The following is an 18,707-nucleotide window of genomic DNA, read 5'->3' as shown; positions in this document are numbered from 1 at the left end:
CCCGACCAGAGCGACGACAAAATCGTCGGCGACGGTCATGCGGCCATCACCATAGCTTGCGTGCCGAAGTAAGCCTCGTCGGGCGTGCGCCCGTCAAGGCTCGAGTGAGGGCGTCCCTGATTGTAGAAGGCCAGATACTTGGCAATTGACGCTCGCGCCTCGGACACGCTGTCGTAGGCGCGGAGATAAACTTCTTCGTATTTGACCGTGCGCCAGAGCCGCTCGACAAACACGTTGTCGCGCCAGGCGCCCTTGCCGTCCATGCTGATGGCGATCTTCGCGTCCAGCAGCACATCGGTGAACTCGAGGCTGGTGAACTGGCTGCCCTGGTCCGTGTTGAAAATCGCGGGCCTGCCGTGCTTCGCCAACGCCTCCTGGACCGCTTCGACGCAGAAGGCCGCCTCCATTGTGATCGAGACGCGATGGGCCAGGACCCGTCGGCTGAACACATCGACGACCGCCGCGAGATAGACGAAGCCACGCCGCATCGGAATGTAGGTGATGTCCATTGCCCACGCATGGTCGGGCCGCTCGATCTTCAATCCGCGCAACAGGTACGGGTAGATCTTGTGACCCGGAGCCGGCTTGCTCGTGTTCGGGCGACGATAGACCGCCTCGATCCCCATGCGCTTCATCAGCGTCGCGATGTGGCGGCGACCGGCGTATACCCCCTCCCGCCGCAGCAACGATCGCAGCATACGCGCTCCCGCGAAGGGATAATCGAGATGCAGCTCATCGAGCCGACGCATCAAGGCAAGGTCCTCGGCCGAAACTGGCCGAGGTTCATAGTAGACCGTGCTGCGAGCCAGCTTCAGGACCTTCGCCTGGCGCACGATAGAAAGATCATGATCGCGGTCGATCATCGCTTTGCGCTCAGCAGGCCCGCCTTGGTGAGCGCGCCGGACAAAAAATCGTTTTCCAACGCCAGCTCGCCGATCTTGGCATGCAACGCCTTCAAATCGACCGGCGTCTCGGCCGATGTCTTGTCATGCCCAAACACGCCGGCGGCGCCTTCCAGGAGCTGGTTTTTCCAGATCGTGATCTGGTTCGGATGAACATCAAACAGTTGCGCCAGCTCCGCCAGTGTCTTGTCTCCTTTGACCGCAGCCAAAGCAACCTTCGCCTTGAATGCCGGAGAATGCGTCCGGCGGCTCTTCTTCGTCATCTTCGCTCCTGATTCGCAGCAAGAATCCTCGCCGCTGTCAGGCAGAAAATTCACTCAAGCTACTGTCCGAATTTGCGGGGCCAGCTCTATTCCAAGTCGCCGACGTTCGAGGCCCCGACGGGCGAACCCCGCGGGTGCATGACTTTCGCCATAGCTTTGCGGTCGGATCGCTGTTGCGATGGTACCAGCAAGGGGCGGATGTCCAATCCAATCTGCCAAAGCTTGCGATGTACATGGGGCACGTCTCAATTGTTTCGACTGCCTATTACCTCCGCTGGATTCCACAACTTTCTGCTGCGGCCAGCGATCGGCTCGAGAGGCATTTCGGCCACCTCATCACAGGAGGTGCCGCATGAGATCCCAAAGACCTAACGAGCTCGGCAAGAGCATCGAGCGCTTCTTCCGAGAGTATCTGCCGACGCTCCGGGGTACCAGCCGACACACCATACGCAACTACCGGGATGCGCTCGTTCTGTTCCTGCGCTTTACTTCGTCGCAAACGGCCAAGGCTATCGAGGATCTCGATCTCGTCGATTTCACGGCGAAGCAGGTTCAGGACTTCCTGGCGTTTCTAGAGGCTGAGCGTCACAATGGAGTAGCCACTCGCAATGCGCGGCTGGCGGCGCTGCATACGTTCTCTCGCTTTCTCGCAACCGAACAGCCCGCCTATCTCGCCGAACTGCAGCGCGTGCTAGGCGTACCGTTCAAACGCGGCGCGCGAAGCAAGCCGATCGAATACCTTGAGCCGCAGGAAGTAGAAGCGTTGCTCAAATCGATCGACCGGTCCACAGAACGGGGCAAACGCGACTATGCCTTGTTCGCATTGATGCTCAACACGGGAGCCCGTGTTCAGGAGATCCTCGATCTGAGGCTGTGCGACATCCGCACTGATCCTCCTCATCAAATCCGGCTGCGCGGCAAGGGCGACAAAACGCGATTGTGTCCAATTTGGCCGCAAACCGCACGACTTCTGCAAGAACTGTCGAACAGTGATGCTCATTCGGGAGGCCGCGACGCTCCGCTGTTCGTGAACCGCCAGGGCAGCAAGTTGACCCGCTTTGGCGTTCGTTACCTGCTCAAGAAGCACATCACGGCCGGAGCAAACGCAACCCGCACGCTGCAGCAGAAGCGGATCCATCCCCATTCCTTGCGGCATACGACCGCCATCTTTCTCCTGAAGGCGGGAGTTGACTTCGCGACCATCAGCCAATGGCTTGGGCATTCGTCGCTGAACACAACCATGACCTATGCAGGGGCGGACATCGATCTAAAACGCCAAGCGCTTATGCAGGTGTTCCCCGAGATCCTCGCACCGCCTCGCGCTGGGCACGTCTCTTCTGCGGCGATCAACATTGTTGATTGGCTTAAGAGGCTATGACCTACAGGGTAAATTATGTGGAGTTGGGGCTGTCAAAAACCGGACCAGCGCCGATTGTCAACCCTCAACTCCACATCACTGCGTGCTGCACATAAATCCAATCACGTTGAGCTCAACGTGATTGGATGATTGGGGACTATCGGTGCTCACCGCCGCGGAACGCCGCGATCTGCTCGAAATCCTCGAGGACCGCCATGGCCGCGCATCCACCATCGTCACAAGTCAGCTCCCCGTGGACACCTGGCATGGAGCCATTGGGGACCCCACGGTCGCCGACGCCATTCTCGATCGCCTCGTCCACAACGCCCACCGCCTCCAGCTCACCGGAGAAAGCATGCGAAAACGCAGCGCCAAAACCATCACCCTTGACGGCCAACCAGAACACTGACTCTATCTCCCATCGGCCGTAGCGGGCTGCTCACGATCGTCTGAATTCAGTGCTCACGATCGCGCGAAATCGATGCTCACGATCCGTGAAATCCGCACCGGTGCACGACGGTGATGCGATCTAGGCCCGAGGCCGACAGCGCCAGGTCGAGGGTTGCAGTAACGTCATCGACGCACATCGTGGCACAGAGCTTCCAGGCCACGATGTAGCGCGAGAAGTCGTCGAGCACGGTCGAGAGATAGTACCATCCCCAACCGGTGATCTTGAGGTAGGTGAAGTCCGTCTGCCACAGTTGGTTGATGGCGGTGGTCTTATCCCTGAACTCGTTCGCCGCCTTGATCACAACGTACGCTGGGCTGGTGATGAGATCATGCGCCTTCAGCAGCCGATAGACCGATGCCTCCGAGACAAAATATTTCCTCTCGTCGGTGAACCGTACCGCCAGCTCTCGCGGCGACAGTTCTGGAAGATCCAGCGCCAGGTCGATGATCTGGCGGCGGACATTGTCCGGGATCCGGTTCCAGACACGGTCTGGTCGGGAACGGCGGTCATCCAGCGCCCCAGGGCCGCCTTCACGGTATCGGTCATACCAGCTGCGCATTCCAGGGATGGTGATCAGGTGTTCCAGGCGATGGTGATCACGGATTCCAGTGATCGCGATCAGGTTCGGAGACGAACACGGCTGACGATTGCATCTGGGCTGGAAATAGCCTCCTCGTCAAGGTTGGCGGGTTGGTTTGGAGATCGTCCCGGCGGTCCATGGGAGGGCCCCGTGCGCGGCGCGAAGTGCCGCCACGAGCGACGGAGCGACGCGCGCGGGAGGGGCCTGTGGGCCGGCGGGGCGATCGCGCGTGAGGTGCTCACGGTTTTTTCTTTTCGCCGGCCTGACGGCGCAGGCTGTCGCCTTTGAGCTCGATGCGGTGCGCATTGTGAATGATGCGGTCCAATATCGCATCGCCGAGGGTGGGATCGGCAATGACGTCATGCCATTGCGACACGGGGACCTGACTTGTGGTCAACAAGGACCCCTTGTCGTAGCGATCATCGACGATCTCAAGCAGATCACGGCGCTGGTCGGCGGTGAGCGGTTCGGGTCCCCAGTCGTCGTATGTGGACGGCCTCTGATGGCAAGCACAATTTGGCACTTCGAACGACTTGGACGGCTGCGATCGTATGTCCGGCCTTTAGCGCGGATCATATCTCCGCTGGCCCTGATGAAGTCCGACAACCAGGGGGTCACATCAAGGATGCGAGCTTTAAAGCTCACACGACTGGTCGGGTTTTCCTGGTTTTCGGTGGCGACCGTTGTCTTTCATCATGCCTTTCTTGCACTTACCAAGCTTATAACTCTTCGATTCGGATGCGGCTGGCCGACACTCAAGGTTTGGCGAACATCTCGGTGCGGAAGCATTCTCCGGTTTTCATCATTGCCCAGATGATCCGAGCAAGCTTGTTGGCGAGGGCGACGGTCACAAGCCGCGCCGGCTTTTTAGCCAAAAGCCCGACAATCCAGTCGCGCAAGCCGCCGCGGCGTTTTTCCACAACGTTTAGAAGCGATGTTGCTCCGAGAACGAGTAGCTTCCTTATATATCGATTACCCGCCTTGGTGATGGTTCCGAGAGTTGGTTTACCCCCGCTCGAAATTTGCCTGGGCGTCAGACCCAGCCAGGCAGCAAAATCCCGTCCCGAATGGAATACGCTTGGGTCTGGTACACTGGCTGCAATTACCGAGGCAACAAGCTTGCCAACGCCGGGAATTTCTTCGAGCGAACGGCTCGTCTCGCTGAGCGCGTGAGCCTTGGCGATCTCGCTCTCCAAATCATCGAGCGCGCTTCCGAGCGCATCAATTTGCTGACCGAGAACCTTCGCGGCCAAGACAGCAGCGTCGGGAAGAGTCGCGTCGCCTTCTGCGAGGCCTAAAAGCTCGTCGACGCGGCCGCTGCCCTTGGCGACGACAAGACCGAATTCGGCCAAGTGGCCGCGTAGAGCGTTCACGCTCATCGTTCGCTGTTTGACCAGCAGCTCGCGTGTCTTGTGCAACATCAGGGTCGCTTGCTGATCAGCGCTCTTGATCGGCACAAAACGCATGGCAGGACGCGAGACCGCTTCACAGATGGCTTCCGCATCGACGGCATCGTTCTTACCTCGTTTGACATAGGGCTTTGTGTAGGCCGGCGGCATCAGAGAAACATCGTGTCCCATGGCCTTCAGTTCGCGCGCCCAATAGTGCGCTGAACCGCAAGCCTCCATGCCAATGCGGCACGGCTCGATCTTCAAGAAGAACTCGCGCATCGTCCGGCGCGTCAGCTTGCGCTTTACGGCTGGTGCATCCTCACTAGACAGCGCATGAATCTGAAAATAGTTCTTGGCGAGATCAACGCCTATTCTGATAAACTTCATCTCGGACGGTCTCCCTTCTTTGTGGCGCTCTGGCGACCACGCCTTGGCACTATGATGCCGTTGAGTGAGGCCGTCCACACCATCAAGGATGAGGAGATTGACGCGCTCCAGGGCCGCGATCAGGCGCGCCAGACGGCCTTCGCCGCGCGCCTGGGCGAGATCGGCGAACAGGCGGGATGTTCGCTTGTAGAGGACGGAAAAGCCGTCGCGGCAGGCCTTGTTGCCGAGCGCGCAGGCAAGCCAGGACTTGCCGGTGCCGGTTGGGCCGACAATGACCAGGTGGTTGCTGTCACGGATCCATTGACAGGTGACGAGGTTCTGGAAGAGCGAACGATCGAGACCACGGGCGGTGCGATAGTCGACGTTCTCGATGGTGGCGGCTTGACGGAGCTTGGCCCCGGTCAAGCGGCGCGTGAGGCGGCGGTTGTCGCGGGCGGTGACCTCGCGATCGACGAGGAGGCCGAGCCAATCGGCGTGCGGCATCTCGGCCGCCTCGGGATTGTTCTGCAGTTCGACGCAGGTATCGGCCATGGCGGCGAGGCCGAGTGCGCGCAAGCGATCGACGGTGGGGTGAATGAGCATGCTGATCTCTCCTGATCAATTGTAATAGCTGCGGCCACGGATGTTGGTGTGGAAGAGGATGGGCGCCTCCTCGGCGGGAGGAGCAGTTCTGTCAGTGCCGTTCTTGAGGATGGCGGCGACCGATTTGCACGAACGGGCGTTGAGCAGGAGGGCCCGGGCACAAGCGGCATCGACGCGTTCCTGGCCGTAGCGCTTGACCAGCCCGAGAATGCCGATGGCCGAGCGGAAGCCCTGTTCCGGATGTGGCCGCGATCGCAGGATGACGTCGATCAGCGTCTGGGCATCGGGACCGACCTTGGCGGCTTCCGAACGAATGCGCTCAAGGGTCCAGTCGCGATAGCGGCGATGCGAGCTCGGCATATGCTCGGGAATCGTGGTCGGGCGATGCGGCAAGGTGCTGCGCAGATGCGACGCCACCCGCTTGCCGCGGAGAAATATCTCGACGGTCTTTTGGGTGATGCGGGCCTCAACCTCCTGATGAACGAGGCTGTGAGGGACGCTGTAGTAATGCTTGGCGATCTCGACGTGATAATCGAGGTTGACCCGGCAGCGCTTCCACTCGGCATACTCGTACGGTTCATCCGGCAAGGGGGTGAGCGCCGGATGATCGAGCTCTTCGAACAGGTCGCGCCGACTTCGCCCCCAGCTCCGGAGAGGTCGATCGTTCAGCTCGACAAGGAGGCTGTGGATCGCCTCGTTGAGGGCGGCGAGCGAGAAGAAGCGGCGGTTGCGCAGACGCGCCAGAATCCATCGCCCGACGATTTGGACCCCGACCTCGACCTTGGCTTTGTCGCGCGGCCGATACGGCCGCGCCGGGACGATGGCGGTGCGGTAATGGCGGGCGAGATCGGCATAGGTCCGGTTGACCATCGGCTCGTGAAAGCAGGCCCGGGTGATGCCGGCCTTCAAATTGTCGCTCACCGTCTGCCGGGCCACACCGCCGAAAAAGGCAAAGGCCCGAACGTGCGAGGCGATCCAGTCCGGCAGGCTCTGGCTGAGGCTGGCCTCGGCGTAGGTGTAGTTCGAGGCGCCGAGCACGGCGACGAAGATCTGCGTGCTGCGCACCTCACCCGTGAGCCCGTCAACCACCTCCATCGTGTGGCCGGAATAGTCGACGAACAGCTTCTCGCCGGCGACGTGAACCTGGCGCAGGGTCGGTTTGAGGCGGCCGGCCCATTCCTTGTAGCGTTCGCAGAACCACGAATAGCTGAAGCTGTCGGAGCTTGCGTCGCAATACTCCTCCCACAACAGCATCAGCGTGACGTTCGGGCGCCGCAGCTCGCGATGCACGAGCGCCCAATCCGGCTGCGGACGCTCGTCGCTGGGTCGATCGGAGGGTGGCGGATACAGGCGGTTCTCGAGCCGGGCATCGTCATCCAGCTCTGGCCGCAACGGCCAGGTCAGGCCGGCGCGGCGGGCTCGATTGAGGTACTTGCTGACCGTGCCCTGGGCCAAGCCGAGGTTGCGGGCAACGGCGCGTTGCGACATGCCGACGCTGTAGTGCAGGCGTAGAACTTCACGAATGTGGCGCATGGACAGTCTCTCGGTCGGCATCTCGATCCTCTGCGGTTGGGCAAAAGACCAAGGTAGCCGGGTTGCAGACTGTCAGCGGTGCGCGCCTCCCCATTGCCCCCGATCATGATCGCTGGAAATAGCGATCACGATCGGGTGGAAACGGTGATCACGATGCTCTGGAATGAGTGATCACGATGGCCTGGAATCGGTGATCACGATCGGCTGGAACACGCATACCAGCGGTAGAACGTGGCGCGGGGGATCCCGAGCTTGTCCAAGGTGCGCTTGGCCGGCAGATGCGATTGCTCGACCAGCTGGATGATCTCGGCCTTCTCGGAGGCGGGATACCTCATGCCTCGTCCTCCCCATCTCCGTTCATACGTTATGGAATGGCCCGCCCCTCCATCGGAGTGTAGGGTCGCCGACGTACAAAAGGAGGAACGGAAATGGATATTGCAGTGCTTGGTATCGATCTTGGCAAGAACTTCTGCAGTGTCGTCGGGCTCGATGCGTCTGGCGCAGTCGTGGTGCGGCGTAGCGTGAGGCGCGAGACGCTGGTTGCTCTTGTGGCGAAGCTTCCTCCGTGCGTCGTCGGGATGGAGGCGTGCTGCGGGTCTCATCATCTGGGCAGGTTGTTCGCCGCCCATGGTCATGATGTTCGGCTGATGTCGCCCGAATATGTCCGGCCGCACGTCAAAGCGCAGAAGAACGACGATCGTGACGCCGAAGGGATCGCGGAGGCAGCGACGCGGCCGACGATGCGCTTTGTAGGACTGAAGAGCCAGGACCAGCTCGACATGCAGACGCTTCACCGATCCCGGGACCGGCTGGTCGGTGAGCGGACAGCCCCGCGGGTCACTTCAAATTCCTCCGGGTGTGGTCAGTCAAATTCCTCCACCCGCGAGGCAGGACAAGGGACTGTTAGTTTGAGTTTGTTTCCCGGGCAAGAGCTTCAGCGGCTTCTTTGAGCCGATAGCTGCGTCCGTCGAACTCAAGCAGATGGCAATGATGCATAAGGCGATCGAGGATCGTCGTGCTCATAGTGTTGTCCCCAAGGTGTGCCCCCCAATCCTGCACGACGCGATTGGAGGTGACGATGACGCTGCGGCGCAGTTTGTAACGCTGATGGATCAGGGTCTGCAGCAAAGTGCCGGCGTCGTCGGGGATGGCGCGTGCGAGGAATAGATCGTCCAGCACGAGGAGATCGCAGTCGATGATGGTTCGCAGCCGGACCTCGCGTTGTGCCGGAGAGTTCAGGGCGTAGCGGTGGAAGAAGTCGTCGGTCTCAAGATACTGGACCTTGTGGCTTTGCAGGATCGCCTGATAGGCAATCGCCTTGGCGATGTGCGACTTCCCGGTGCCAGGTTTGCCAACAAGCAGAGCGTTCTCGCCAGCGGCAATGAACGCCAGGGTGTGGAGCTGGAAGCAGGTCTGACGTGGCAGTTTGGGATTGAAGGACCAGTCGAACTCGGCGAGCGTCAGCTTTTCGTCGAGCCCGGATTGCTGGTATCGCCGCTCGATAAGACGGGACTGACGACGGTCCAGTTCATCCTGCAGGATAAGGGAGAAGGTCTCGAGGAAGGGCTGGTTGGCGCCCTGCGCCTGGAGCACGCGCGTCTGCAGCGTGTCGCGGACACCCGACAGGCGCAGCTGTCGTAGGCAACGCTCAATTTCCGGCATGGTCATCATGTGGCTAGGTCTCCAGTTTAAGGTGAGAAGGTGCAGCGGGAGCGCTCGTGGCGCCGGAGTTGGCCGGGGTTGCGCAGGCGACACGAGCGCGGATTGCCGTGGCGTGATCGTCGTGAGCCTCGGCCTGCCGACCATTGTCGTCGGCGTCGCGCCGCACAGCGCGGCTGAAGAGGTCGCCGTATTCCGCGGGGGTACGGATCAGCGGATGATCCTGGGTGAGCGGCGATGCCGGCTGTGGCGTCACTCCAACCTGCTCGATCGCCTGTTCGAACAACCGCTCGACGGTCGCACGCACGTGCTTGTAGCGGTAGATGCGGTTATCGATGGCGTGCGCGCAGGCCTGCTCGACCAGCCGCGCCGGATACTTCCGGCCCAGCCCGACAATGCCCCACATCGCGCGCTGTCCGGGGCGCCCTTCGGTGTCGAACACCTGCTGGCACAAGGCCCTGGTCTGCGGTCCGATGCGCTCGGCGCTCGCCAGCAGCACGGCGGTTTGCCGCGACGGGTTGAACGGCCGTTCGCTGGTCGGCAGGACGACAGAACCGGGGTGCGCCATCCGGGAATGAACACGCAGCAGCGCACGGGTGTGGCGATCACGGATCTCGATCGTGGTGGTGTAGATGCGCACGACGACCTGGCTGCCGATCGGCGCGGGCCGCGCGGCGTAATAGCTGTTGTCGACGCGTACGGTGGTGTCGTCGCAGACAGTCCGGACGACTTCGGTGAAGATGCGGAAGGGAGCGACAGGCAGCGGCCGCAGGTGCGGCTTCTCTTCCTGGAACATCGCCTCGACCTGACGGCGCGTGCTGCCGTGGATGCGTTTGGAAGCCCAGTTCTCCTCCCAGTGCCTCAAGAACTCGTTTTGCGCCTCCAGCGTCTCGAAGCGCCGTCCGGCCAGCGCAGTGCCCTGGGTATGTTGAATCGCATTCTCGACGCATCCTTTCCGATTTGGATCGGCCACGCGCGCGGGATCGGCGACCACGGCGTAATGAGCCAGCATCGCGCTGTAAATCGGGTTGAGCTGGGGCTCGTACAAATCCGGCTTGAGGACGCCTTCCTTCAGGTTGTCGAGCACGGCATAGCTGGGGACCCCGCCAAAATACCGGAACGCCTCTTCGTGGAGCTGCGCCCAGACTTGTTGGCTGGACTTCCAGACTACCCGCCGGAAGCTGCGCCGCGAGTAGCGTAGCGTCATCACGAACAGGCGGGGACGACGGTACCGCCCGCTCTTCGGATCAACCGTCGGCGCGCCCTCGCCATAGTCGACCTGAGCTTCCTCGCCGGGGAGGAACTCAAGACGATCAAACTGCTCAGGATCAGCGTGCCGCAACCGGCGCACAAACCGCTTGACACTCTGGTAGCTGGACGGAAAGCCAAATTGATCAACCAGGTCCTGGTAAATCGCCTGCGCGTTCCGCTTCAGCCGGACCTGTTCTTCGATCCACGTCCGATGCGCTTCGCAAGCCGAACGGGCCAGGCTGCTGGTGACCGTCGCTTCCGGTCGGGGTGGAGGAATTTGGCCGTCCGCGCTCACCGAGCCGGTGGTCACTTCCCCGGGGGAATTTGCCTCCGCACCGGCCCGCAGCGCCTGATAACGCCGGATCGTCTTGCGATCGACACCCGTCAGCCGGTGAATCTCGCGCTGGCTGGTGTTGCGATCAAGTAATGTAAGTACGGTGCTTTGCAGATGTCGCTTCAAGACGTTCAACTCCCCGGCCCCTTGCTGGCTAAAGGGGTCGAACATAAACGTCCTGCCTGACCGGCTACTGCTGTTCAGCGGCGCTGACGGCGATCATCAGGTGGGGGAGTTTCAAGTGACCATACCGGGGGATTTTGACCGACCCACGGGGACAGCACTGATCAACCAGCTGCGCTCGATTCTGCTTGAGCGCGGCCTGGTCGCGCCGCAGGGCAAGCAGAAGCTTGAACAGTTCCTGGGCGTACTGATGGACGAACAGGGCGGAGAGGGATTGAGCCCGCGGATGATCGCGCTGGTCGCCGACGCGCGCACGCAATGGGCTGAGCTCAACCGTCGGATTGCGGCTTTCGACGCGGAATTTGTCCGTTGTGCGAAGGAGAACGAAGACGCTCGCCGGCTGACCACGATCCCCGGCATCGGCGTGATTGTGGCAACTGCGCTTGTCGCGGCGATTGGACGGGCGGAGCTCTTTGATCGGGGCCGCGATCTTTCGGCCTGGCTTGGCGTGGTCCCACGTCAGTTTACCACCGGAGGCAAACCGAAGCTGCTGGGAATTAGTAAGCGCGGTAATACATATCTCCGCAAGCAGCTGATCCATGGAGCGCGCGCGGCGTTGCCCCATATAGCTGAGCGGGACACGCCGCTGGGACGGTGGGCGAAAGCGCTCATAGGGCGCGCCCATCACAATGTCGCCGTTGTCGCTTTCGCAAACAAGCTCGCCCGGATCGCCTGGGCGGTGCTGAGAAACGGAGAGCGCTTCACGGATACTAGGACCATGGCGGCTTAGAAGGTTTGGCGGTCCGGCCAAGTGTCGGGCTGTCGCGGATGTTTGCGAGAGGGTGACGACGAGATGGCCTGACAGTCGAACGGCGCTTCGGAAGCCTGGTCAAAAAGATGGCGGCTCAATGCCGGACGCTTTATGAGGACCGGAGCGCGCGTATCTCCATCATGGCCGGAAGCTACGCTTCGAGGCCGGATACGTTGACGCAGACTGATCAGTGTCAAATTGCAGACCCCCTTGCAGACGGGGCGGGCCATACGTTTTTTAAGCAAGCGGTTCTCCAGGGTGAGATCGGCCACGACCTCCTTCAAGGCGGTGGCCTCACGACGAAGGTCCTTCACCTCGCCGGACGTCGCGGCGCGGGCCGTGTCGCCTGCCAACCGGCGCTTGCCGGCCTCCAGGAACTCCTTCGACCAGCCGTAATACATCGAGGCGGCGATACCTTCGCGGCGGCAAAGCTCCGAGATGTTCTCCTCGCCGCGCAGCCCTTCCAGCACGATGCGAATCTTCTCTTCCGCCGAGTACTGCCGGCGGGTCTGACGCCGAATGTTCTTCAGCACTTGCTCTGCCGGTGCTTTATCCGGCCCGGATTTCTGTTTCATCTTCGCTCCTTGCGGCTACGATGAACCAGAAATCCTCCCTCCGTGAAGACCCTCAATTTGTCTCATGGGTGCTGACGAGGAACAGAAGAAACAGAACTGCAGATCAAAGCTCCTGCCTGTCAGAAGTGGTAGTTTACGCCAACCCGGATCGTATGAAGCTGCTGCTTGAAGGAGACGGGCGTCGTGACGCCAACAGCGAGGGCACCAGGCGCACCTTCGCCCGTCTGCACACGGCCCGCTACCGAAACCGGCAGCCTTGCGTCTTGCCTGCCGAAATCGAAGTAGTCATACTCAAGTTTGGCTGACCAGCCGGGCAGGAAGGCATACTCGACGCCGGCACCCAATGTGCCGCCAAATAAGTTCTTGCTCGCTCTGCCATCGGCAGCACCGTTAGCAGCAAAGCCAGCCCCCAAGTTCGATGTAACGGCAAAGGACTGGTTGATGCCGATGCTGGAATCGGCCCAAGCCGCGCCGCCCTTGATGTAGACTAGGCCGCGGTCGCCCACCGTGACGCCGACCCGTCCGGTGATATCGGCAATCCATTTGGTGTCGTTCGTGCAGTTCAAGACGACAATGCAGCCATTGCGCCCCTTGATACCACTCCATAAAAAATCGCCTTCCACGCCGTAGACCATCAAACCGGAATGGAAGTTGTAACCGGCTTGTACGCCGCCGAGGAAGCCGTTCGTCTGCACCTGCGGCAATGGCACATTCAAATCGGCAGTGCCGCCGATGAGCTGGTTTACAGTCTGGTTGACGGGGGCGCCGATGAATGTATTGCCCACAGCGAGGTCGGTCTGGCTGGTACCCCAACCCGCGCCTACACTGCCTCCGATGTAACCTCCAGTCCAGCTGAAGAGAGGATAAACGGGAGCCGGTGCTTCGACGACAGGTGCCGCAGGCAAATCAGCAGCTAAACTTTCGCTGCCAAAAGCGATCGTTCCGAACGCAATGATGCCCGCGAGCGACAATTGCTTGTTGTACTTCATCCCAGCGTCCTCCTGCAGGGCACGCAAAATATTGCGTAGCTTGTCCCCAAGTTGTGATTAGCTCGATAGTTCGAGCTGGCAGGCAAATCACCTCTCCAATCTGGTAGGCGGCAGCATCTTGCTGCAACTGCGACAGCCGCTTCTTGCCGTGTCCATTCCAGAGAGGCGAGCAGGCTCTGCTTTCAAACTTGTACGACGGTGCTCAGCAATCCTTTCGCGAAGATCCGTGACACGGCCGAATAACGAACTATTTTACAAAGCCACGTCGTGGTGATTCTCGCGGCCCCCTGACGTTGGCCGACGTATTGCACCGCTGGGTCCCGATTTGGCTGCGATTTCCACGTTCGCTCTTGATGCGACCCACCATCGGGAAGGGTAGGCTAAATGTCGATGACTCGTGCGTTTCATGTCGTTGTCGTCCGGGACGCGTAGGAGATGTATGTCCTTGCTCTGGTCACCCAAAAAGGCGGAAGCGGCAAGCGCACGCTGGCGGTCGAAATTGCAGTCGCAGCGTTGGGGAACGGGGAGCGCGTCGCAATTGTCGAGGCGGATCCACAAGGCACGATTTCAAAATGGAAAGAGCGGCGCGGCCATCCCGATCCCCCGGTCGTTCGGGTGGCATCTTCAACTTAATCGACCGCCGAGCCGAAGGAGGCCATTCTCAAAGGTTCGAGATTCGGCGATAGCGCTTGTCGTGGAGATGTCGCGCCAAGTCGCGAAGGCTCGCTCGCGCGAAGCACGACGGAAGTCGGCGGTGACAGCTCCGGGATAGGGGATGTGGAAAAGGTTCGCGACCTGATCGTGAACTGACAGAAACCGTTGAGCCTGACGGGACGATTTGAAACGCTTCATGATCCGCTCGCGTCGCCGCGTCGGCTGATGAGAATTCTCGGCCCGATTGTTGAGAGCTTTGTGCTGGCGATGTTCGACGTGAAAGCCCATCTTCGCCCTCGCAGCGCCGTACGAACGGAGCTTGTCCGTGATCATCACGCGCGGCGGCGTGCCGGCGGATTTCAAGAGCTTCTTCATGAGCCGCTGGGCAGCGCGCGAGTCTCTTCGGCGCTGGATCCAGACGTCGAGAACGAAGCCATTCTGGTCGACAGCGCGCCAGAGCCAATGTTGTTCGCCCGCGATCGAGATAACGACTTCGTCCAGATGCCATTTGTCACCGCGAGCGGGTGCGCGCTGGCGGATCCGATCGGAGAACGGCTTGCCGAATTTCCGTCCCCACTGGCGCACGGTTTCATAGGTCACGCCAATGCCACGCGCCGCCAGCATTTCCTCGACCATGCGCAAGCTTAAGGGAAACCGGAAATACAACCAAACGGCATAGCTGATCACTTCCGGTGGGAAGCGATGGCGGCGATAAAGAGGGTCCCGGGCGATCGGCATGCCGCTCGTCTATCCCCTTGGCCGCTCCAATTCGTTAACTTGACGGTACCCTTCCAGGACCTTGTGGCTGAAGCCAGTGCCGACATGCCCGATGTAGCGCCATGCGTCGTCTTCCCGCACGGCGAGGACCAGGGCGCCGAAGAATGGCCTGGTGCGCCCGGGCGCCGTGAAGCCAGCGAAGACGATCAGCTTGTCGCGCGGCAGAATCGCCTTCAGCCGCTTCTTGCGCTCGAGGAGAGGCTGCTTGCGCAAGTCCACTGCATTCTCAAACATAAGATCGAAGGCGTAATACATGAGCTTCGCTTCATGGCGTAGCGCGTTTTGAAGCAGCTGGAAATGCGAGACGCCGTCCTTTCCGATCGCGACGAGCTCGCCGTCGATCATGGCGTCGCCCTTCGCGCCCTCCAGCGCTTTGGCGACTTCGATATAGCTGCGGCTGATGATCTTGCCGTTGCGGCTGTAGAGCGCAACCTTGCCCCGCCGGATTTCCGCGATCATGCGGAAGCCGTTGTACTTGTCCTCGAAAACCCAGCCGGGATCGTCGAACGGCGCGTCGGTAAGCGTAGCGAGCATCGGCTGCAGGCGCTCGGGGCGAACGTGGCCGCAACGCACGGTCCTCGCAGACTTCGACAGGGCGCTTGCGGATGCTGAGGCGCTGCTGAAGGAACGTCCCATCATCCCATCCCTGACCGATGCGCAGACAAAGCGCATGGCCGAAGCATTCTACGCAGCAAGATTGGCGAATGACATGCCTGCGTAACTTCTCGGTCCCTGTCTGGGCTGGGAACATCGAAACGCTCGGAGTGCCGCTGCGGGAGCTGGCGAGATACGGAAGCCGATCCAAGCTCACCTAGGAGGATTTGTCGCGATTCGCGCCAATGCGAGCAGCGGGAAGTAGTGTCGGTACATGTTGAAGCTCAACATGAAACCGCGTGATAGCTCCGTACCCTGCTGCAAGCGATTGGTCGAGTTGGTACGAGCGCCGATCCCATAGCCCGGAAAGCCCGTCGCCGTATAGTAATCCTCGTCCCAAGTTCCATCGCTCTTCTGGGTTGAGCAGAGATGCTCGACACCATTCCGAAGCGCCGCGTTGATTTCGGGGCTGGCATTCACAGAGAGCAGGCACATAAGGCCCCACGCTGTTTGCGACGGCGTGCTTGGTCCCCGTCCTCGAAGCTCAGGGTCCATGTAGGATGCGCAGGTTTCACCCCATCCTCCGTCGTCATTCTGCCTCGATAGGATCCAAGCAATGGCGCGCAGTACATAGGGCTGCGTCATGTCCTCGCCTATCGCTTTTAACGCCGGCAGAACGGCAGCGGTGCCGTAGATATGATTGACGCCCCAGCGACCGAACCAGCTTCCAGCTTCTTCTTGCTCGCTTCGGATGTAGTCTAGAGCGCGACGAATAGCGGGGTGGTTCTTGTCATACCCGAGCGCCGCAAAGGCTTCGATAACGTGGCCTGTGACGTCGACGCTTGGTGGATCAATTGCCTCGCCGAAATTACAAAATGGTATCTTTGAGATAATTTCCTTGTCGTTGTCTTTGTCGAAAGCAGCCCAACCGCCATTGCGGCACTGCATGGCCAACGTCCATTCGACGCCCAACTCAATCGCACGTTCAACTCTCGGCCGCAGTTCGCCGATCGTTGATCGTAGCTTTCCGAGAACAAGGAGAGCAACGGCAGTATCGTCAACGTCGGGATAATGGTTGTTGGCGCGTTCGAAGGCCCACCCGCCAGGGCGCACATTCTTAATCTTGATAGCCCAGTCACCGGGGACGAGAACCTGCTGATTGAGAGCCCATTCCAGCGCCTTGCGAACTTCGGTCTTGTCTGAAGATACTCCTGCCTCGTGGAGCGCAAGAATTGCTAACAGAGTATCCCATACTGGAGATTCACTCGCCTGAATATGAGTGGCGCCATTTCGCTCATAGCTCCAGTGTGTGGTCAGCGCGCCGATCGCCTTAGACACCACCGGGTGGTCCATGGTGTACCCCTCGTTAATCAGCGCGATCAATCCATATATCCAGGGGGGTTGGATACCTCCCCACCCACCATCCGCATCTTGATGCCGGATCATCCATTCAAGGCACAGCTTGATCGAATTCTCACGGAAGGGGATCAGCTTCAGCCTCTGCGCCTTGTGAAGGCCGCGATCAATCTTCAAAAAGAGCCATTCTAGCGAGAAGGTGCGCGCGCGCTTCGCCGGAATCGAAAAGTCGAGATCCTCGTAGGTACATGGAAACAGCTCTTCGAGTTTGCTGCCGCCGGGGAGCGGCCGAACAGGGGTCCGTGCCGCGACGACGGTGAGAGGCACCATGGTCGCACGAGCCCACTGAGCGAAATTGTAGATGTTGAATGGAAACCAAAGCGGCAATCGAATAATCTCTGGGGGCAGATTGGGCGTATGCTCCCAAGGCCAAACGCCCACCATAGCCAGCCAATACCGCGTGAACACGCGGAGGTTTCTAATCGCGTCGTGCTCCAGGATCCATGCACGAGCGCGAACCAGTTCGTCGCAATTGGGATCAAATCCCTTGGCCCGCAGTGCTGCGTAAACCTCCACAGTCGAGTTGATATCGCCATCCGGGGCGCCAGGGTATGTTCCCCAGGATCCATCGGGCCGCTGTCGTTGCAGCAGAGCCCCGATGACATCTTTCTCAGATGGTAACTCGAAGCCAACAATATAGCTGGCCAGCAACCACTCAGCCTCGATGGTCGAATTTGACTCGACCATACCGACCCAGAATCCAGACGAATCTTGAGTTTCCCACAGCCAATCGATCGCCGCCTGGATCGAGCGAGACAGTCGATCGGAGCGAGGTCGAACGATCGTGGAGTTTTCTAAGAGGCTGAGAGTCATTGTGTTTTCTGAGATGTGGTTGCGCGAGCTGTACACTTAGAGCATGAAGCGAGAGCTCTCAAGAGAGAAGCTCCATTGGCACTTAACCGCCGGATTGCGCCGCTTGAGTTCAATCCGCAAGAGAGAGCCCGGATCGAAGGTCGGACAAGCTCGATGTGCCCTCCGACGATCCCACCTTCGCCCGGCGGGCGGTCGGTGAAATAGGCCCTGCTCAGCCGACGAGCAGGATGGGAGACCGACGCTTGATCACTCCGAAGGTGAGCAGATCGTAGCTGTTGCAGAAGCTCTTGAGCGAGAATTCCCAGCGGTCGCCATTGGCATCGATCAATGGGTGCGAACCGTCTCCGCAAGCCGCGCTCGCCTACGAACGGGAGGAGGGACGCCGCGCGCAGGAACGGGCGAGGGAAGAGGCCGCCAGGCAGAAAGAGCGTGAGCGTCGTCAGCAGGCGGTCGACAAGGCGCAGGCTGCGTCAGAGTCGTCGCCGGCCACGACGCTGCGACCGATGCCGTCGGTAGCGCCAGTTCGACGCAAGCGGGAACGCAGGCGACGCCAACGCGGCGCTGTCCGCCAACTTCAAGCGAACGCGTCGTAAGAAACGTCAGTCGGTTAAAGATTAACCAGCGATTTCGGAGCTTTCGGGAAATAGGAATATATTCCATAATCTATGTTATGCGAACGCAGATAGTTAAATAGAATCACCTGGATAGCGCTGCTAAGCTCCATAACACAAATGATCAAGGATCTAGAGAGCTTCTATTCCAGCGGGGTGCGTATCCGCCCTACGCGATCTCGACGGCATCAATATTCTGGTTGAATGAGACCCCATCGGACTGCCCTGCTCGTCCGCGACCGCGCCGTTGTCGATCGGCGCGATCCTGGTCTTTGCGCGCGATAGCCAGTTTTGCGGTCAGCTTGCCCCAGGTCTCGGCGTGGCCGTCCAGCTTGTCGCGGATCGCGTCTGTCCGCGCCACTTGGAAGCTGAGACCCGGCGACAGGCCATCGGAGGTGATGATACGGTGGATCATCCCCCTGCGTTCTTCGCCGGCGCGCGCCGCTCATCATAACCTTCATTATGGAATATTCGAAAGCGAAGTTTGTACCAGAATCGCAGCTGCCAAGGACTGTCCAGCTTGACTCCATGTTCAGGTCGGAAAGAACTGCCGCCGGAAAGTCTCTAAGATTTTCAGTTGCAATCGTCGCGGCTTGCGTCCTGGTCGCCGCAGCAATCACGTGATGATGGCCGGGATCGGGCAGACCCGCCGCA

10 protein-coding genes and 10 pseudogenes are annotated in these 18,707 nt (G+C 60.3%); 5 read left to right on the top strand and 15 right to left on the bottom strand.

The genetic code is table 11. The features are described from left to right. Positions 1 to 35: 35 nt before the first annotated feature. Positions 36 to 1,165 (bottom strand): IS3-like element ISRj2 family transposase gene (locus tag JEY66_RS43560; protein ID WP_209911838.1). Its coding sequence is split into 2 segments (ribosomal slippage): positions 36 to 913 and positions 913 to 1,165, totalling 1,131 coding nucleotides; the frame shifts between segments, so codons are not numbered across the junction. 352 nt (positions 1,166 to 1,517) lie between these two features. Between JEY66_RS43560 and JEY66_RS43550 the strand changes: the two genes are divergently transcribed. Continuing rightward, the gene (locus tag JEY66_RS43550; protein ID WP_018273679.1) at positions 1,518 to 2,543 is read left to right on the top strand and encodes a tyrosine-type recombinase/integrase; all 1,026 of its coding nucleotides are present in this window, start codon (positions 1,518 to 1,520) and stop codon (positions 2,541 to 2,543) included. Between the two features lie 121 nt (positions 2,544 to 2,664). Continuing rightward, positions 2,665 to 2,931 (top strand): annotated as a pseudogene (gene istB, locus JEY66_RS43545) (IS21-like element ISFK1 family helper ATPase IstB); the annotation flags it as partial. A 97-nt stretch (positions 2,932 to 3,028) separates the two neighbouring features. Here istB (JEY66_RS43545) and JEY66_RS43540 read toward each other — a convergent pair. From JEY66_RS43540 to JEY66_RS43515, 6 genes and pseudogenes are all read right to left on the bottom strand, one after another. Beyond that, positions 3,029 to 3,523, bottom strand: a pseudogene (locus tag JEY66_RS43540) (DDE-type integrase/transposase/recombinase); the annotation flags it as partial. A 268-nt stretch (positions 3,524 to 3,791) separates the two neighbouring features. Then, positions 3,792 to 4,037: pseudogene (locus JEY66_RS43535) on the bottom strand (ATP-binding protein); the annotation flags it as partial. A gap of 271 nt (positions 4,038 to 4,308) precedes the next feature. Further along, positions 4,309 to 5,331, bottom strand: coding sequence for an IS110 family RNA-guided transposase (locus JEY66_RS43530; protein WP_026193373.1), 1,023 nt, complete (start codon positions 5,329 to 5,331; stop codon positions 4,309 to 4,311). 87 nt (positions 5,332 to 5,418) lie between these two features. Continuing rightward, positions 5,419 to 5,913 (bottom strand): annotated as a pseudogene (locus JEY66_RS43525) (ATP-binding protein); the annotation flags it as partial. A 15-nt stretch (positions 5,914 to 5,928) separates the two neighbouring features. Continuing rightward, positions 5,929 to 7,467 (bottom strand): IS21 family transposase, encoded by a 1,539-nt coding sequence (gene istA / locus JEY66_RS43520; RefSeq protein WP_018273674.1) that lies wholly within the window; start codon positions 7,465 to 7,467, stop codon positions 5,929 to 5,931. Between the two features lie 194 nt (positions 7,468 to 7,661). Next, positions 7,662 to 7,808, bottom strand: a pseudogene (locus tag JEY66_RS43515) (helix-turn-helix domain-containing protein); the annotation flags it as partial. 66 nt (positions 7,809 to 7,874) lie between these two features. On the opposite strand from JEY66_RS43515, the pseudogene JEY66_RS43510 reads away from it, so the two are divergent. After that, positions 7,875 to 8,276 (top strand): annotated as a pseudogene (locus JEY66_RS43510) (IS110 family transposase); the annotation flags it as partial. Between the two features lie 73 nt (positions 8,277 to 8,349). Here the strand turns inward: JEY66_RS43510 and istB (JEY66_RS43505) are convergent. Further along, a complete protein-coding gene (gene istB / locus JEY66_RS43505; RefSeq protein ID WP_018273672.1) occupies positions 8,350 to 9,117 on the bottom strand; it encodes an IS21-like element IS1631 family helper ATPase IstB in 768 nt (255 codons plus the stop codon). A 4-nt stretch (positions 9,118 to 9,121) separates the two neighbouring features. Then, entirely contained in the window at positions 9,122 to 10,861 is a 1,740-nt protein-coding gene (gene istA / locus JEY66_RS43500; protein WP_209911835.1) for an IS21 family transposase, read from the bottom strand. A gap of 106 nt (positions 10,862 to 10,967) precedes the next feature. Here istA (JEY66_RS43500) and JEY66_RS43495 point away from each other — a divergent pair. Further along, a pseudogene (locus tag JEY66_RS43495) lies at positions 10,968 to 11,603 on the top strand (IS110 family RNA-guided transposase); the annotation flags it as partial. A gap of 242 nt (positions 11,604 to 11,845) precedes the next feature. On the opposite strand, the pseudogene JEY66_RS43490 reads toward JEY66_RS43495, so the two are convergent. Both JEY66_RS43490 and JEY66_RS43485 read right to left on the bottom strand, forming a co-directional pair. Continuing rightward, positions 11,846 to 12,199 (bottom strand): annotated as a pseudogene (locus tag JEY66_RS43490) (transposase); the annotation flags it as partial. 119 nt (positions 12,200 to 12,318) lie between these two features. Then, complete coding sequence (locus tag JEY66_RS43485; RefSeq protein ID WP_041482989.1) at positions 12,319 to 13,188, bottom strand: outer membrane protein; 870 nt, start codon at positions 13,186 to 13,188, stop codon at positions 12,319 to 12,321. Positions 13,189 to 13,623: 435 nt separating this feature from the next. On the opposite strand from JEY66_RS43485, the gene JEY66_RS43480 reads away from it, so the two are divergent. Then, complete coding sequence (locus JEY66_RS43480) at positions 13,624 to 13,821, top strand: ParA family protein (protein WP_245287121.1); 198 nt, start codon at positions 13,624 to 13,626, stop codon at positions 13,819 to 13,821. Here JEY66_RS43480 and JEY66_RS43475 read toward each other — a convergent pair. From JEY66_RS43475 to JEY66_RS43460, 4 genes and pseudogenes are all read right to left on the bottom strand, one after another. Further along, positions 13,818 to 14,580, bottom strand: a pseudogene (locus JEY66_RS43475) (IS6 family transposase). The gene JEY66_RS43480 and the pseudogene JEY66_RS43475 overlap by 4 nt on opposite strands. Positions 14,581 to 14,631: 51 nt before the next feature. Continuing rightward, positions 14,632 to 15,153 (bottom strand): annotated as a pseudogene (locus tag JEY66_RS43470) (ATP-dependent DNA ligase); the annotation flags it as partial. A 273-nt stretch (positions 15,154 to 15,426) separates the two neighbouring features. Further along, a complete protein-coding gene (shc, locus tag JEY66_RS43465) occupies positions 15,427 to 17,442 on the bottom strand; it encodes a squalene--hopene cyclase (RefSeq protein ID WP_026193372.1) in 2,016 nt (671 codons plus the stop codon). Between the two features lie 780 nt (positions 17,443 to 18,222). Continuing rightward, positions 18,223 to 18,468, bottom strand: a complete 246-nt coding sequence (locus tag JEY66_RS43460) for a hypothetical protein (protein WP_018273663.1) — start codon at positions 18,466 to 18,468, stop codon at positions 18,223 to 18,225. Positions 18,469 to 18,707: the final 239 nt, after the last annotated feature.

It is taken from the genome of Bradyrhizobium elkanii USDA 76 (genome assembly GCF_023278185.1).
GTDB classification, from domain to species: Bacteria; Pseudomonadota; Alphaproteobacteria; order Rhizobiales; family Xanthobacteraceae; genus Bradyrhizobium; species Bradyrhizobium elkanii.
The sequence above is the reverse complement of the archived record's forward strand: the minus strand, read 5'-3'. Positions and strand labels throughout refer to the sequence as shown.